Annotated in this window: 18 protein-coding genes and 1 riboswitch; of the genes, 11 read left to right on the forward strand and 7 right to left on the reverse strand. The window is 28.2% G+C overall.

The window, feature by feature from the left end; all coding sequences use genetic code 11:
- Position 1: 1 nt before the first annotated feature.
- From AC5SL1_RS01775 to AC5SL1_RS01785, 3 genes are read left to right on the forward strand one after another with little or no spacing between them, the layout of a single operon-like run.
- Positions 2-298 (forward strand): iron-sulfur cluster assembly protein, encoded by a 297-nt coding sequence (locus tag AC5SL1_RS01775; RefSeq protein WP_481968292.1) that lies wholly within the window; start codon positions 2-4, stop codon positions 296-298.
- Positions 298-630 (forward strand): HesB/IscA family protein, encoded by a 333-nt coding sequence (locus AC5SL1_RS01780; RefSeq protein WP_494572716.1) that lies wholly within the window; start codon positions 298-300, stop codon positions 628-630. The genes AC5SL1_RS01775 and AC5SL1_RS01780 overlap by 1 nt, the downstream gene beginning before the upstream one ends.
- 58 nt (positions 631-688) lie before the next feature.
- Complete coding sequence (locus AC5SL1_RS01785) at positions 689-859, forward strand: hypothetical protein (RefSeq protein ID WP_271480643.1); 171 nt, start codon at positions 689-691, stop codon at positions 857-859.
- A gap of 6 nt (positions 860-865) precedes the next feature.
- Here AC5SL1_RS01785 and glnA read toward each other — a convergent pair whose 3' ends face one another.
- Positions 866-2,272, reverse strand: a complete 1,407-nt coding sequence (gene glnA, locus AC5SL1_RS01790; protein WP_494600069.1) for a type I glutamate--ammonia ligase — start codon at positions 2,270-2,272, stop codon at positions 866-868.
- A 145-nt stretch (positions 2,273-2,417) separates the two neighbouring features.
- Here glnA and AC5SL1_RS01795 point away from each other — a divergent pair, with 145 nt between their 5' ends.
- A complete protein-coding gene (locus tag AC5SL1_RS01795; RefSeq protein WP_494600070.1) occupies positions 2,418-2,897 on the forward strand; it encodes a YbaK/EbsC family protein in 480 nt (159 codons plus the stop codon).
- A complete protein-coding gene (locus AC5SL1_RS01800; protein WP_494600071.1) occupies positions 2,894-3,775 on the forward strand; it encodes a DMT family transporter in 882 nt (293 codons plus the stop codon). The genes AC5SL1_RS01795 and AC5SL1_RS01800 overlap by 4 nt, the downstream gene beginning before the upstream one ends.
- On the opposite strand, the gene AC5SL1_RS01805 is transcribed toward AC5SL1_RS01800, so the two are convergent.
- Positions 3,772-4,641, reverse strand: a complete 870-nt coding sequence (locus tag AC5SL1_RS01805; protein ID WP_494600072.1) for a glycosyltransferase family 2 protein — start codon at positions 4,639-4,641, stop codon at positions 3,772-3,774. The genes AC5SL1_RS01800 and AC5SL1_RS01805 overlap by 4 nt on opposite strands.
- A gap of 144 nt (positions 4,642-4,785) precedes the next feature.
- Here AC5SL1_RS01805 and AC5SL1_RS01810 point away from each other — a divergent pair, with 144 nt between their 5' ends.
- From AC5SL1_RS01810 to AC5SL1_RS01820, 3 genes are read left to right on the forward strand one after another with little or no spacing between them, the layout of a single operon-like run.
- The gene (locus tag AC5SL1_RS01810) at positions 4,786-5,976 is read left to right on the forward strand and encodes a class I SAM-dependent methyltransferase (RefSeq protein WP_494600073.1); all 1,191 of its coding nucleotides are present in this window, start codon (positions 4,786-4,788) and stop codon (positions 5,974-5,976) included.
- The gene (locus AC5SL1_RS01815) at positions 5,977-7,245 is read left to right on the forward strand and encodes an NDP-hexose 2,3-dehydratase family protein (RefSeq protein WP_494600074.1); all 1,269 of its coding nucleotides are present in this window, start codon (positions 5,977-5,979) and stop codon (positions 7,243-7,245) included. It begins immediately after the preceding gene.
- 3 nt (positions 7,246-7,248) lie between these two features.
- A complete protein-coding gene (locus tag AC5SL1_RS01820) occupies positions 7,249-8,178 on the forward strand; it encodes a Gfo/Idh/MocA family protein (protein ID WP_494600075.1) in 930 nt (309 codons plus the stop codon).
- A gap of 141 nt (positions 8,179-8,319) precedes the next feature.
- On the opposite strand, the gene AC5SL1_RS01825 is transcribed toward AC5SL1_RS01820, so the two are convergent.
- From AC5SL1_RS01825 to AC5SL1_RS01835, 3 genes are all read right to left on the reverse strand, one after another.
- On the reverse strand, positions 8,320-9,228 hold the full coding sequence (locus tag AC5SL1_RS01825) for a homocysteine S-methyltransferase family protein (protein ID WP_494600076.1): 909 nt from the start codon (positions 9,226-9,228) through the stop codon (positions 8,320-8,322).
- A gap of 9 nt (positions 9,229-9,237) precedes the next feature.
- Positions 9,238-9,301: riboswitch (SAM riboswitch) on the reverse strand.
- Between the two features lie 89 nt (positions 9,302-9,390).
- Entirely contained in the window at positions 9,391-9,981 is a 591-nt protein-coding gene (locus tag AC5SL1_RS01830; protein WP_494600077.1) for a 2OG-Fe(II) oxygenase family protein, read from the reverse strand.
- Between the two features lie 29 nt (positions 9,982-10,010).
- Positions 10,011-10,757, reverse strand: a complete 747-nt coding sequence (locus tag AC5SL1_RS01835; protein WP_494600078.1) for a sulfite exporter TauE/SafE family protein — start codon at positions 10,755-10,757, stop codon at positions 10,011-10,013.
- Positions 10,758-10,775: 18 nt separating this feature from the next.
- Between AC5SL1_RS01835 and AC5SL1_RS01840 the strand changes: the two genes are divergently transcribed.
- Entirely contained in the window at positions 10,776-11,276 is a 501-nt protein-coding gene (locus tag AC5SL1_RS01840) for a molybdenum cofactor synthesis domain-containing protein (protein WP_494600079.1), read from the forward strand.
- On the opposite strand, the gene AC5SL1_RS01845 is transcribed toward AC5SL1_RS01840, so the two are convergent.
- Complete coding sequence (locus AC5SL1_RS01845) at positions 11,277-11,522, reverse strand: DUF1244 domain-containing protein (RefSeq protein ID WP_494600080.1); 246 nt, start codon at positions 11,520-11,522, stop codon at positions 11,277-11,279.
- Positions 11,523-11,837: 315 nt separating this feature from the next.
- Here AC5SL1_RS01845 and AC5SL1_RS01850 point away from each other — a divergent pair, with 315 nt between their 5' ends.
- Complete coding sequence (locus tag AC5SL1_RS01850; RefSeq protein WP_494573773.1) at positions 11,838-13,388, forward strand: aldehyde dehydrogenase family protein; 1,551 nt, start codon at positions 11,838-11,840, stop codon at positions 13,386-13,388.
- A gap of 45 nt (positions 13,389-13,433) precedes the next feature.
- Complete coding sequence (locus tag AC5SL1_RS01855; protein WP_494580398.1) at positions 13,434-13,781, forward strand: DUF779 domain-containing protein; 348 nt, start codon at positions 13,434-13,436, stop codon at positions 13,779-13,781.
- Here AC5SL1_RS01855 and msrQ read toward each other — a convergent pair.
- Positions 13,768-14,346, reverse strand: a complete 579-nt coding sequence (msrQ, locus tag AC5SL1_RS01860) for a protein-methionine-sulfoxide reductase heme-binding subunit MsrQ (RefSeq protein WP_494573475.1) — start codon at positions 14,344-14,346, stop codon at positions 13,768-13,770. The genes AC5SL1_RS01855 and msrQ overlap by 14 nt on opposite strands.
- Between the last annotated feature and the right edge of the window lie 3 nt (positions 14,347-14,349).

Consider the following 14,349-nt stretch of genomic DNA (forward strand, 5'->3'; position numbering starts at 1 on the left):
TATGGACTTAAGAGAACAAGTAATAGCTGAAATTAGAAAAATATATGATCCTGAAATACCAGTTAATATTTATGAATTAGGTTTAATTTATGATGTTAAAGTAAAAGATGATAAGGCTAAAATTATAATGACATTGACCACGCCAAACTGTCCAGTTGCTGAAAGCTTACCTAAAGAAGTTAAAGATAGTGCCATGCAAGTAGAGGGTATAGAAGAAGTGGATCTTGATTTAGTGTTTGAGCCACCATGGGATAAATCAATGATGTCAGAAGCTGCCAAACTGGAGTTAAATTTATAATGAATCCTATAATAAGATTAAGCGATAATGCGGCTAATAGAATTAAAGAAATAATGTCAGATAAAGAATCAAATTCCATTGGTGTAAGAGTTGCAGTTAAATCAGGGGGTTGTGCTGGAATGTCTTATGTTATGGAGTATGCAAAAGAAATTAATCCTACAGACGAAATTATAGAAGATAAGGGTGTTAAAGTTTTTGTTGATGCAGCAGCTGTAATGTATCTATTGGGCACAGAAATGGACTATAAAAAGGAAGAATTTTCATCATCTTTTGTCTTTAATAACCCCAATGAGTCTGAACGTTGTGGTTGTGGAGAGTCTTTTAAAATTTAATATTCATTATACGCATATCTGTATTGCAAATAACACATATATAGTGTATTAATTAGATATGAATAAATTTGAATTTAAAAATCTTGTTAAATCACTGGAGAAGTCTTTAAAAGAAAGAACTTTTTTTAAAACTCTTAGAACAGAGGTAAATACTGGTGCTAATGGCACACAGGATTACGTTGTTAAAAAAGGAATTAACAAAGATACAATAGCAACAACTAGACAGTAATTATATTTAACTACTGTAATACATCTCAAACTCAACAGGATGAGGTGCATGTTCAAATTTATGTATCTCTTCAAATTTTAATGCAATATAAGCATCAATTTGATCGTCAGTAAATACTCCACCTTCAGTTAAAAACTCTCTATCTTTATCTAGATTTTCCATTGCTTCTCTTAATGAACCACAAACAGTTGGAATATTTTTAACTTCTTCCGGAGGTAAATCATATAGATCTTGATCAAACGACTCTCCTGGATGTATCTTATTTTTAATTCCATCAAGTCCCGCCATAAGCATTGCAGCAAAAGTAAGATAAGGATTGCCTGAAGCATCAGGAAATCTTATTTCACATCTTGCTCCATTTTTGCTTAATGAAATTGGTATACGGCAAGATGCAGATCTGTTTCTTGCAGAATAAGCAAGTAGCACTGGAGCTTCAAAGCCAGGTATCAATCTTTTATAGCTATTAGTAGTAGAATTAGAAAATGCATTTATTGCTTTAGCATGTTTTAAAATTCCACCAATGTAATGAAGTGCAGTCTCTGATAATCCAGCATATGCATCACCAGAGAAAACTGGTTTATCATTTTTCCATATTGATTGGTGAATGTGCATTCCTGAACCGTTATCACCTGCAATTGGTTTTGGCATGAATGTTGCAGTTTTTCCAAAAGAATGAGTAACCATTTGAACTACATATTTATATAACTGAACATTATCAGCTTGATCAACCAGAGTACCAAAATACATTCCAAGCTCATGTTGACTTGGAGCTACTTCATGGTGATGTTTTTCAACTTTAATCCCAACTTCTTTTAGACTTTTTAGGTATTCACTTCTCATATCTTGTTCACTGTCTACTGGAGGAACAGGAAAGTAGCCACCTTTTACTGGAGGTCTATGCCCCATATTTCCGTTTGCATATTCTGTCCCTGAATTGTAAGGACCTTCTTTACTGTCTATTTTAAAACCAGTATTGTTTGGATCATTATTAATTCTTACATCATCAAACACAAAAAATTCAGGCTCAGGACCAAAAAAAGCTTTATCACCAATACCAGATTTCTTTAAATACTCTTCAGCTTTTTTAGCTGTTCCTCTTGGATCTCTGTCATAAGGAGATTTCTTTACTGCATCGAGGATGTCACAAAAAAGTACTAACGTATTATGAGATGTAAATGGATCCATTATCATTCTTGAAGTATCAGGTTTTAAAATCATGTCTGATTCATTGATAGCTTTCCATCCAGCAATAGAGGACCCATCAAAAAACACACCTTCATTCAACATATCTTCATCTACAATTGTAGAATCCATAGTTAAATGTTGAAGTTTTCCTCTTGGATCAGTAAATCTTAAATCAACAAACTCTGCTTCTTTTTCTTTAATGAATTTTAGTACATTTTTAGCACTCATGATTTCTCCTTATTAAATTTTGTTAAATTAAATTATCAAAAAATATCTTAATTATATTGCTTGATTAATAAATAACACCTATGCGTTTTTTACATATGAATTACATCATTATTTGTTAAATTATCAATCAATTGTTAGTTGAATTATGTGTTTATTAGAAAAAGAGCCAGTTAAAAGAGCCGAGAAATCCCTGAAAGATTTTGATCAATCCTTAGAGGTTATTGTTTTAGATAAATCAGCTAGAACAGCTCAAGATGCGGCAACAGCATTAGATTGTAATGTTGGAGCAATTGTTAAAAGTTTATTATTTAAAACAAATGATAGTTTTTTACTTTGTTTGGTTGCAGGTGATAAGAGAGCCTCTTTAAATAAAATAAAAAAAATAATTAATAAAAAAGATGTTTTGATGGCAAATCCAGAGGAAGTAAAATCTCAAACAGGATATACAATTGGTGGTGTATCACCCATTGGTCATTTAAAGCAAATCGAAATTATTATAGACAATTCTCTAGAGAGGTTTAATGAGCTATTTGCAGCAGCAGGACATCCAAATTGTGTATTTAAAATAAATTTTACCAATATTCAAAAAATCACTAATGGAAAAGTTGAAAATATAACTGAATGAGAGAACCTAAATTAATTGATTATATACTGTTAGTAATTCTAGCTTTAATTTGGGCTTCAGCTTTTTTTAATATTAAAATTGCAACAGAGTCTTTTGGCCCTGTTACAATTGCTTTTCTAAGAGTTTTTTTTGGATCTATTCCAGTATTATTATTATGTTTTTACAAAAAAATAAGAGTAGAGGCATTCTCTAAAGATTGGTATTGGTTTGCTATAATAGGTTTTGTAAATTTAGTTTTACCTTTTTTTTTAATAGCCTACGGTGTTAAATCAGTGCAAAGTAACTTAGCAGCAATATTAATGTCTACAACACCATTAAGCTCAACTGTATTAGGTCATTTTTACACAAAAAATGAAAAATTTAATGCACTTAAAACTTTTGGAATTTTAATTGGTTTTGTAGGAATTATTTATTTATTTTCTGACGAAATACTGATTAATGATAACAATTTTATTTCTGCATTATTAATCTTACTTGGATCAACATGTTATGTTGTTGGTGGCGTTCTAACTCTGAAAATTAGTAAAAAGAAAAATGAAAATGTAACAGGATCTATATTAATTTGGGCTGTTTTAATTTTACTGCCTTTAGTTTATTTTTTTGAAAAGCCTTGGAACTCAGTGCCCAGTATAGAGTCTACAATTTCAGTAGTTTATTTAGGAATGGTTTCAACAGGAGCTGCTTGGTTGTTAAGATTTAAAATTTTAAAAAATAATGGATTAATATTTCAATCCCAAGTCTCTTATTTGATACCTATTTTTGGAATTATTTTAAGCTACATCTTTCTTAAAGAAATGATAACATCCAAAGTACTAGTATCATTACTTGCTGTAGTAGTAGGAATTTACTTTGTAAAAAAAGCTAGCAAAAATTACTAATAAAAAAATATATAGTATAACACTGCACCTAATTTTAAAATATTATTTAAGGATTTCTTTAAATTTAAAATACACAAATAAGAAATTGTTCTAAAAGTATATTTTAACAACCTAAAATATAAAATACTAGAGGTTTTTTTAACTTTAAAATAAATTAACGGTGATAATTCTAAATGAAAATTTTTAATCAAAAAAGTAATTAAATCTCTATTAGATGATTTTTTTTCCTTATGAGTTAGTGTGGCTAGAGGATTTACTATTACACTAAAATTATGTTCTCTAAATTTTCTACAAAGATCAATCTCTTCCCAAAACATAAAATAATTTTCATTAAATTTTTTTACAGTAAAAAAATTTTTTAGGTTTATCATTAAGCCAAGTTTTGCCACTTCTACACAAATTTCTGCATCAGGCTTGAAATTATGAAACATCATAGCTTTTTTTTTTTCACTATCTGTTCTTTTGATACTTTTTCCATTTTCTGGAAATAAGTCATAACCATCTCTAGAAAGCTCAGTTATTGGAGCTGCTGCTCCACACTTGTCATATTTCTTACAGGTTTTCAGAAGACTAATTATTGATTCTTTTGAGATAAATGTATCAGCATTTAATATCAAAAAATAATTTGTTTTAATGTAATCAACAGCAAAATTTATAGCTTTTGGAAAGCCTAAGTTTTTATTTTTTGTGATGATTTTAATATTATCATTTTGATAGTTTAGCTTTGGAAAGATCTTTTCATTTTTACCATTATCAACAATGATAACTTTAAATTCCTTAACATTATCTACACACTCTATTAATAGTTCATTAGAATTATAAGCTACAATAACAATAGTTAAATCATTGTAAAAATTATTAGTCATATTAAATATTATTAAAAAAGTTTAATTTAATCAAAATTTTCTATAAGAGATATTTTTGTTTCATTATATCATTTTTATATATAAATAATCTATTTAATTAATTTATTTTGCGTGTATTGATACAAATAACCTTAATAATAACAAATGATAAAAAAATTTCTTAGTTTAGGAAGACAACCGATAGCAAATTCATTTTTGAAATCAAATGCAAAAAAAAAATTATCTAAAGAATTTTTTTATAATTTATCAGTTTCATTCAATAGTAAGAATTATTTAGTATCAGTTACAAATCCTGTAGACCCAAAAATACAATATACTGATGAATATGCTCATAGAGCTTCAGAATCAAAGACAATGAGAAAGGCATTTAAAGATATAGCAAATAAAATAAAAAAAAGATTCAATCCAAAAATTATTATGGAAATTGGAAGTAATGATGGTGTTTTTATAAAGAATTTCTCCAAAAAGAATGTCATAGCAGTAGAGCCCTGTAAAAATTTAGCTATTATAACTAAAAAAAATTTCAAAACATATTCAGAGTTTTGGACACAAAAATTAGCTAAAAAGATATTTAAATTTTCGAAAAAAGCTGACATAATTTTCTCTGCCAACACAATTTCACATATCCCTAACATTAAAGAAAGTTTTCATGCTATAAACTTTAGTCTATCTGATAACGGAGTTTTAATTATTGAAGATCCTTCATTATTTTCTGTAATTAAAAATACTTCTTATGATCAATTTTATGATGAACATGTTTATGTCTTTTCAGCTTTAGCAATATCTAATGTTGTTAAAGATTCAAACTTAAGACTATTTGATGCAGAAAGAATTAGTACACATGGAGGATCACTGCGATATTATATTTGTAAAGAAAATGCTAAATATAAACCTTCTAAAAGACTAATTCAAATTATACGTTCAGAAAAAAAAATTAGATTAAATAAATATTCAACATTTCAAAAATTTTCTAAACGTGTAAAAAAATCAAAAAAAAATTTGATTGATCTATTTAAAAAATTAAAAATTAAAAACAAAAAAATAATAAGTTATGGGGCTACTTACAAGTCAACAACTATTTTTAATTATTGTAAGATTGGATGCCAATATCTGGATTACGTCACTGATACCACTAAAAATAAACAGGGAAAGTTTACACCAGGACAACATTTACCTATTATTTCCCCTGAAAAAGGCATGACGGATTCTGTTGATTATGCATTTTTAGGTGCATGGAATTTCAAAAATGAAATAATTAAAAAAGAAAAAGAATTTATAAAAAGGGGTGGTAAGTTTATAACTCACGTACCTTTTGTGCGCATTATTAATAAATAAATGTTAAATTTAAAAATCACAAATTGGCTTAAAAAGCAAAAAAAAAATAATAAATTAAAAGTCAATATAATTAAATTATCAAATTTAGATAAATGGAATTTTAATGAAAAAGAAATCACACACACGAGTGGTAAATTTTTTAAAATTGTTGGTTTAAAAGTTTATTCAAATTTTTTTAAAAAAAATTGGGATCAACCAATTATCATTCAAAAAGAAATCGGAATATTAGGTATAATTAAAAGTAAAAATAAATACTTGTTACAAGCTAAAGTTGAACCTGGAAATAAGAATAAAATTCAATTATCTCCAACTGTTCAGGCAACTAAAAGCAATTATAACAAAGTACACAAAGGTAAAAAAGTACCTTATTTAGAATATTTTTTACGTATAAATAAAAAAAATATTATAAATCAATCTGAACAAGGTTTTAGATATTTAAATAAATTTAATTCAAACATTATTATTCAAATTAAAAAAAAAGTAAATCTACTTCCTGGATTTTATTGGTTTTCCAGAAGTGAATTGGAATATTTGATCAAAAAAAAAAGCTTATTAAATATGAATGCTATTTCAATTTTTTCATCTTTTATTAAGAAATCTAAATTTGATAAACCTTATAATTCAGACGCAACGATAAAAAACTTTTTCTATAAAAAAGATAAAAAATTTTTTATTAAATCTAAAATTACTTCCTTATCAAAAATAAATAATTGGATTTATACAGAAAAAAATATTTCACATAAAAAAGGAAAATATTTTTCAGTTATTGGTGCAAAAATTTCTGCTAACAAAAGAGAAGTTGGGCAATGGAGCCAACCATTACTAAGAAGTAATAAACTTGCAATGGCTGGTTTTTTATTAAAGAAAATGAATAATACTATTCATTACTTGTGTAGATATATTTTGAAGCCTGGTTTAAAGAATAGTACAATTACGTGTACTGTAAATACTTCAGACTTTGCTACTTATAAAAATAATTTAGACATACCAAATGAGCAAAAAAATATCATAAGCAAATACTTTCTTAATAAGAAAAAAAATATCTATAAATCAATATATGATAATATCATATCTGATGAAGGTGGTAGATTTTATCATTGCGAGGTAAGAAATATTGCTATTATGCTAGAAGAACATCAAGGTAACAAATTCCCAAATAATTACATTTGGATCTCTCAAAATCAAATGATTAATTATATAAAAAATAAAAAAGTTGATATTGAAGGCCGTTTGTTATTTGGATGTATAAATATCAATAAAGTACTTTGATTAATGAAAAAATTTAAAGTTTTACTATTAGGACATTCTAATTTATCAAAAAAGATAATTATTAAAACATTTATTAAACATAATATTGCTTTTTGTGTTGCATCTAAATCTGAAGAAAATAAAATTGGAAAGGCTTACGCTCAATTTAAAACATACGAAGAAGGTCTTAAAAAATCTGAAGCAGATATTGTATATATTTCTCTTCCAAATTCACTTCATTATAAATGGGCAAAAAAAGCACTTAATAATGGTTATCATGTTATTGTTGATAAGCCTCTCTGTGAAAATTTCAATAAAGTTAAAAATCTAATTAGTATTGCAAAAAAAAATAAAAGATTGTTAACTGAAGCTATTTTTTTTGATTATCATGCACAAATATCTACAGCATTAAAATTATCTGGAGGAGTTGAAAAAATTAAGTATATAAATACTAATTTTGTAATACCTAATCCCATAATTTCCAACTTTAGAAGTTCAAAAAAATTTAAAGGTGATGTTTTAATGGATATGGGTTGTTATGCTTCATCTATAATAAATATTTTTTGTAATAAAAAAATTTTTTCAAGAAAAATAATCTTAAAAAAAAATATTTTAAATATGATTAGTTCTGTAAATTTTATTTTTGACTTTTCAACCCAAATATATACTGGACAGTTTAAGTTTGGTGGTGAATACCAGAATAATCTATGCTTATATACAGACAAAAAAATAATAGAATTAAACCGGGTTTATTCACCCCCGCATGATAAATCATTAAATATATTAGTTAAGGAAAAAAATAATACTAAAATTTATAAAATGAAGAAAGAAAATGCATTCGAAAAATATTTTTTTGAGGTAATAAACAAGATAAAAAAAAAAGATTATCAATATTATTTTAAAAAAATTTTTCTTATAAATAAATTTGTAGAATCCTTAAAAAAAAATAATTAATTTGTTTTTTTAAACGTTATTAAACATAATACTTATCAATATAAATTTTAGCTAACTTTATTAACACTTAAGACAATTTAATAGTTCAATAATTAGTGCTATTTGTTAGCAATATATCAAAAAAAATATGAAATAATAAAACTATATAATTTTAGACATTTCTTTAATATGTGCTGGTCTTGTTTCACAGCATCCACCCAAAATAGTTGCACCATCTTCTTTAAATTTTTTAACAAATTTAGCCATAAATTCAGGTGTTAAATCTTTTCTTTGACCTAAAAACTCATTAGGATTCCCTGTTTTGCTTTTATTATAGTGATTAGTATATCCGTTTTTGGGCTTGGTTGTTTCAAATGCATTAAACTTAAATCCAAAAGGAATACCTAAATTTTTAACCTCTTCCAAATTTTTAGAAAAATTTTCAGGTGAAATACAAGATAAGATTAATCCAAGTAAATTTTTGTGGTCAATATTATTTACAATACTAGATATTTTTTCACCACTTGGAAGATTAACACCCTCAGATATGTGCGCACCTACAAGATAAGGTTTTTTGAAATCCTCGATTGCTTCAATTGCCAGTCTGAATTCTTTAACACTTGATAAAACATCTAAATAAAAAAAGTCAACATATGGATCAAGTAATTTTGCTTGATCATAAAAATTTTGTTTAATTTCTTCATTTGCTCTCGTGTCTTCTTCGTAAGTTAAATATTGAGGTGGAAGACCCCCAGCTATTAAAATATGTGGAAATTGTTTTTTAGCTTTTTGAGCTATCTCCCCAGCTTTTTTATTTAGGTATTCAAATTTATCCTCAACTTTATTGTCACGTAACCTAACTCTTCTAGTTGTAAAAGTTGTGGTAACAATAACTTCAGCTCCAGCTTTAATAAAATCCAAATGAGTATTTAATAATAACTGGTGATATTCTTCTTTAAGCAATGCATTAGCACTCCACAATGTTCCATTAGGTTTCATACCACGAGCTAATAATTCTTGCCCCATACCACCATCTAAAATTCGTGTTGTTTTAAAAAAATTAATATCCATTCTTACTCCTTACTTTTTTAGTGCTTTGGCTTTATGCCAGGTGCACAATATAGTCCAACTACCTTTACCAATTATATAATGATTTCCTTTTTAGCAGATAGTACCTGCAATATGGATCAAATCGGTTAATGTATTTATATATCTAATAGACTGATTAGTAAATCACTTCTTAAATAATATTTTAACATTAAATGAGAAGGATCTTCTCTCACCATCAACATTAAATGGGTAAGCTGTGTGCATTAAATAATTTGGAAAAATCAATAAATCACCTAATTTAGGGTTTAAATTGTAGATGCTTTTACTTAAAAAATTTTTTTGACCATTGATAAAATCAATAGTTCCATTAGTTTTAATCTTTTTATTCTCAAGAAGTTTATTTTGATTCATATCTCTTGGGATTTTAAGATACCCAACCCCTGATAGTTGTCCTTCATGATAATGAATTGGGTTATACTCATTTTTTAATTGTCTTACTACCCATAGGTTGATTATCTTAATTTCTTTAATTTTTTTAACTCCTGACTTATCAAGATAAACTTTGATATTTTTTATTATCTCTTTAGACAAACTTTTATTAACTATTGTTTTAGGTATTTTGATTTCATTCTTAATTTGACTTGCTAGCTTAGAACTATAATCATTTTTTATAGATGATTGGGTCTTATCAACGTGATTATTTAATATGTTAATAATTTTTTTAGATAACTTTGTTTTTCCAATAGTTGGTCCAAAAGCTCTAAATGTTTTCATATTTTATCTATAATAATTTAATACTTCCGTTATGCAAACAACTTCAATCCTATTCGAATAGCGACAAATATGACAAGTGCTGATGTCACTAGAGCCAACATTCTTGCAGGAAAAATTTTAAGATTTAAATAGTTTCCTATTTGACCGCCTATTAAAACAGTCAGAAATAAAGGCCAATAATCATAAATTCCATTTATTGTCGATGACTTTGTAAATTGACCAGCAAGACCTGACAGAGAATTAATCAGTATGAATAATGATGCAGCAGTTGCAATATTTTTTACTTTATCTGCTCTAATTAATAACAATATGGGGCTTAAGAAAATTCCACCACCAATTCCAACTACACCAGACACAAATCCAATAGATGCGCCTATTAATAATGATAACATTTTTGGTATCTTTTTATAAACTTCAATCTTTTGATCAAAAGATTTAAATTTCACAAGAAGTAGAGCTCCTGCTAGTGTTAAAACTACAAAAAGTAAAATTTCAAAAATTTCTTTATTTATTGATAAAGAGCCACCTATGAAAGCAAGTGGGACAGATGATATTAAAAATGGGGCAAGGATCTTAAGATTGATATTTCCAGCTTTAATATAGTTAATACAATTTCCTGATACGACAATAATATTACAAAAGAGGGCAATTACAGGAAAGATTAAGTAAGGAACATCCCAAATTAACAGAAGAGCTAAATACGTAGAACCACCACCGAATCCAACACTAGAGTATAAAGTTGCTGTTAGAAGAAATAAAAATGATAATATAATCATAATAATTATTTTAAATTTATGATTGTAAATATAGCACTTTTAACTGTTACGGACACCAGAACTTTTGAGAATGATAAGTCAGGTGCGATCTTAGCGAAAAAAATAGAGGAGGCTAAACATAAATTAGTAGATAGAAAAATTTGTAAAGATAACAAGGAAGACATTATTAAAATCCTTAAAGATTGGATTGATCAATCTGATATAGACGTTGTAATTACAACAGGTGGCACTGGACTTACGGGTCGAGATATTACACCAGAAGCAATAAGCGAGATAGCTGACAAACATATTCCAGGTTTTGGAGAGGTGTTTAGAACGATAAGTTTAAAAACAGTTGGTACATCTGCCATTCAATCTAGAGCTTGTGCTGTACTTGCTAACGGTAAGTATGTGTTTGCTTTACCAGGATCTTCAGGTGGGGTCACGGATGCCTGGGATGGAATTTTAAAACACCAGTTAGATGTAAATCATAAACCTTGTAATTTTGTAGAGTTGTTTCCAAGACTTAAAGAAAAATAATTATTTTTGATATTTTTCTTTCCACTCAGAATAAGGCATACCATATACATGCTCACGTGCATCTAGGTCTGAAATTTCAACACCTCTTTTCTCGGCCTCTTCTCGATACCATCTTGATATGCAATTCCTACAAAACCCAGCGAGATTCATGAGGTCAATATTTTGAACATCTTTTCTTTCATCTAAATGATGAAGTAGTCTTTCAAATGCAGCAGATTGTAATTCATGTTTTTTATCTTCAGTCATAATTAAAATATTAGACACATTTCAACCAAGCACAAGATGTAGGTTTAATTCAATCATTGGTAGAAATAAAATCTTCATAAAAGTAGATCCTATGTAGTTTTTTTGGTTAAATTAATTATGGCAATTAAAAAGAGAAAAAAAGCCAAAAAGAAAAAAACTAAGGCCAAAAAGAAAAAATCTAAGTTGGTCAATAAATCTAGAAAAATAAAAAAAAATAAAAAAGTTGTGACCAAAAGGTCTGCAACTAAGAAGCGTTCTAAAAATTCTAGAATAAATAATAAGCTAAAAAATAAAAAAACAAGAAAGGTAAAAAAGATGAGTACAGAAACAATCAAAGCTGGGAAGTCTCCTTTACTGGATACATCTCACCTTAAAGTTAAATTTCCTTTTAAAGAGCAATATGGAAATTTTATAGGGGGTAAATTCGTTAAACCAAAATCAGGTAAATATTTTGATAACGTAAGCCCAATTAATAATGAAGTTATTTGCTCTGTTCCAAGATCTGATGCTAAAGATGTTGATGCTGCTTTAGATGCTGCACACGCTGCATTTCCTACATGGGGAGTTACTTCAATAACTGAAAGATCAAACATGCTGCTTAAAATAGCAGATGTAATTGAAAAAAATCTAGAACTATTAGCTACTGCTGAGTGTTTAGATAATGGAAAGCCAATTAGAGAATGTATGGCAGCAGATTTACCATTAGTTGTTGATCACTGGAGATATTTTGCTGGAGTAATAAGAGCAGAAGAAGGTTCGGTCGCTGAGATAAGTAATAGTGAATATTCTTATCATATACCTGAACCTCTTGGTGTAGTTGGTCAGATTATACCATGGAACTTTCCATTGTTAATGGCAACATGGAAACTTGCACCAGCACTTGCTGCAGGTAACTGTGTAGTTCTAAAACCAGCTGAACAAACACCAGCGTCTATCTTACTTTTAATGGAACTTATTGGAGACTTATTACCTCCAGGAGTTGTTAACGTTGTAAGTGGCTTTGGTCTTGAGGCCGGTAAACCATTAGCTTCATCTAAAAGAATTAGAAAAATTGCTTTTACTGGTGAGACAACAACTGGACGTTTAATTATGCAATATGCATCACAAAACTTAATTCCAATAACTTTAGAATTAGGTGGAAAATCTCCAAATGTTTTCTTTGAAGATGTCATGGATCATGATGACGATTTCTTTGATAAGTGTATGGAAGGATTTGCAATGTTTACTCTTAACCAAGGTGAGGTTTGTACTTGCCCTAGTAGAGCGCTAGTTCAAGAGTCTATCTATGATAAATTTATGGAAAAAGCTGTAGCTAGAACTAAAGCTGTTAAACAAGGAAATCCTTTGCAGATGGAAACTATGATTGGTGCACAAGCATCGGTAGAACAAATGGAAAAAATAAAATCTTATTTAGATTTAGGTAAGAAAGAAGGTGCCAAAGTTCTATGTGGTGGAAATGTTGCGAAAGTAAATAGTGGTCTTGAAAAAGGTAACTACATTGAACCAACTATCTTTGAAGGAAAAAACTCTATGAGAGTTTTTCAAGAAGAAATTTTTGGACCAGTAGTTTCAGTTACTAAATTTAAAGATGAAGCGGAAGCATTAGAAATTGCTAACGATACTCTTTATGGCTTAGGTGCTGGTGTATGGACTAGAAATGGTAACATAGCCTATAGAATGGGAAGAGGAATCCAGGCAGGAAGAGTTTGGACTAATTGTTACCATGCTTATCCAGCTCATGCTGCTTTTGGTGGTTACAAACAATCTGGTATTGGTAGAGAAACCCACAAAATGATGCTTAATCACTACAGACAGGTGAAAAATTTACACGTGTCTTACAGTGAGAAAAAATTAGGCTTCTTTTAACAGATATATTATAATGGCCCGTATTAAATTACGGGCCATATAAATATGAAAGTTACAGCGACACCTTCTGCTTTAAAGCTTATTGAAGATTTAAAAAAAGATCACGGTAAAGAATTGCTATTCCATCAATCAGGCGGATGTTGTGATGGTAGTGCTCCAATGTGTTATCCATCTAAAGAATATCAAGTAGGACAAGATGATTTAATGATAGGTAAAATAGGTGGCATTCCTTTTTATATAAGTGAAACACAACATGAAGCTTGGAAAAATACAGATTTGATAATTGATTGTGTCAAAGGTATGGGTGGAATGTTTTCTCTAGATAATGGTACTGGTAGAAGATTTTTAACTAGATCTGAGATCTGTATTCCCGAAGATACTACGATAAATTAAATTTCTTTAAATTTATTCTGAATAAAAGAAGAATAATTAAGATAATTAAAAATATTAAAGGTTTAAAAAATATTGTTTTTGATAACCAAATAAAGTGCAAAACTCCAAAAATTGAAATTACATAAACTAATCTATGTAGTTTTTTCCAATTTTTTTTTAAAATTCTAACCATTTTATCTGATGAAGTTATCGCTAAAGGGATTAGTAATAACCAAGCAGAAAATCCTATAAAAATAAATTTTTTTTTCAAAACATCATCAATTAATGGTTCAAAATCAAACCTATAATCTAGACCAACATAACTAAGCATATGAACTGAAGCATAAAAAAATGCAAACAAACCCAGCATCCTTCTAAATTTTATCCACTCTAAGGAATTTGTGATTTTCTTAAGAGGTGTCATTGAAAGAGTTAAAAGTACAAAGATTAAAGTCCATTCTCCAAAATGATTTACAATCCTATCAACAGGCTCAGGACCTAATTTATTATATATTAATTGATAGGTGATTATATAAATTGGCCAAAGTGATAGTAAGAAAACAGCGGGCTTGAAATAATTTTTCAATTT

This window comes from Candidatus Pelagibacter sp. PS_10_02 (assembly GCF_059418005.1).

What these genes read in the sequence shown, in the direction of transcription:
- AC5SL1_RS01775 (WP_481968292.1), top strand. Translation starts at nt 2, where the DNA reads ATGGACTTAAGAGAACAAGTAATAGCTGAAATTAGAAAAATATATGAT.
- AC5SL1_RS01850 (WP_494573773.1), top strand. Translation starts at nt 11,838, where the DNA reads ATGAGTACAGAAACAATCAAAGCTGGGAAGTCTCCTTTACTGGATACA.
- AC5SL1_RS01845 (WP_494600080.1), bottom strand. Translation starts at nt 11,522, where the DNA reads ATGACTGAAGATAAAAAACATGAATTACAATCTGCTGCATTTGAAAGA.
- glnA (WP_494600069.1), bottom strand. Translation starts at nt 2,272, where the DNA reads ATGAGTGCTAAAAATGTACTAAAATTCATTAAAGAAAAAGAAGCAGAG.
- AC5SL1_RS01840 (WP_494600079.1), top strand. Translation starts at nt 10,776, where the DNA reads ATGATTGTAAATATAGCACTTTTAACTGTTACGGACACCAGAACTTTT.
- AC5SL1_RS01785 (WP_271480643.1), top strand. Translation starts at nt 689, where the DNA reads ATGAATAAATTTGAATTTAAAAATCTTGTTAAATCACTGGAGAAGTCT.
- AC5SL1_RS01830 (WP_494600077.1), bottom strand. Translation starts at nt 9,981, where the DNA reads ATGAAAACATTTAGAGCTTTTGGACCAACTATTGGAAAAACAAAGTTA.
- AC5SL1_RS01820 (WP_494600075.1), top strand. Translation starts at nt 7,249, where the DNA reads ATGAAAAAATTTAAAGTTTTACTATTAGGACATTCTAATTTATCAAAA.
- AC5SL1_RS01855 (WP_494580398.1), top strand. Translation starts at nt 13,434, where the DNA reads ATGAAAGTTACAGCGACACCTTCTGCTTTAAAGCTTATTGAAGATTTA.
- AC5SL1_RS01805 (WP_494600072.1), bottom strand. Translation starts at nt 4,641, where the DNA reads ATGACTAATAATTTTTACAATGATTTAACTATTGTTATTGTAGCTTAT.
- AC5SL1_RS01795 (WP_494600070.1), top strand. Translation starts at nt 2,418, where the DNA reads ATGTGTTTATTAGAAAAAGAGCCAGTTAAAAGAGCCGAGAAATCCCTG.
- AC5SL1_RS01815 (WP_494600074.1), top strand. Translation starts at nt 5,977, where the DNA reads ATGTTAAATTTAAAAATCACAAATTGGCTTAAAAAGCAAAAAAAAAAT.
- AC5SL1_RS01780 (WP_494572716.1), top strand. Translation starts at nt 298, where the DNA reads ATGAATCCTATAATAAGATTAAGCGATAATGCGGCTAATAGAATTAAA.
- AC5SL1_RS01825 (WP_494600076.1), bottom strand. Translation starts at nt 9,228, where the DNA reads ATGGATATTAATTTTTTTAAAACAACACGAATTTTAGATGGTGGTATG.
- AC5SL1_RS01835 (WP_494600078.1), bottom strand. Translation starts at nt 10,757, where the DNA reads ATGATTATATTATCATTTTTATTTCTTCTAACAGCAACTTTATACTCT.
- AC5SL1_RS01810 (WP_494600073.1), top strand. Translation starts at nt 4,786, where the DNA reads ATGATAAAAAAATTTCTTAGTTTAGGAAGACAACCGATAGCAAATTCA.
- AC5SL1_RS01800 (WP_494600071.1), top strand. Translation starts at nt 2,894, where the DNA reads ATGAGAGAACCTAAATTAATTGATTATATACTGTTAGTAATTCTAGCT.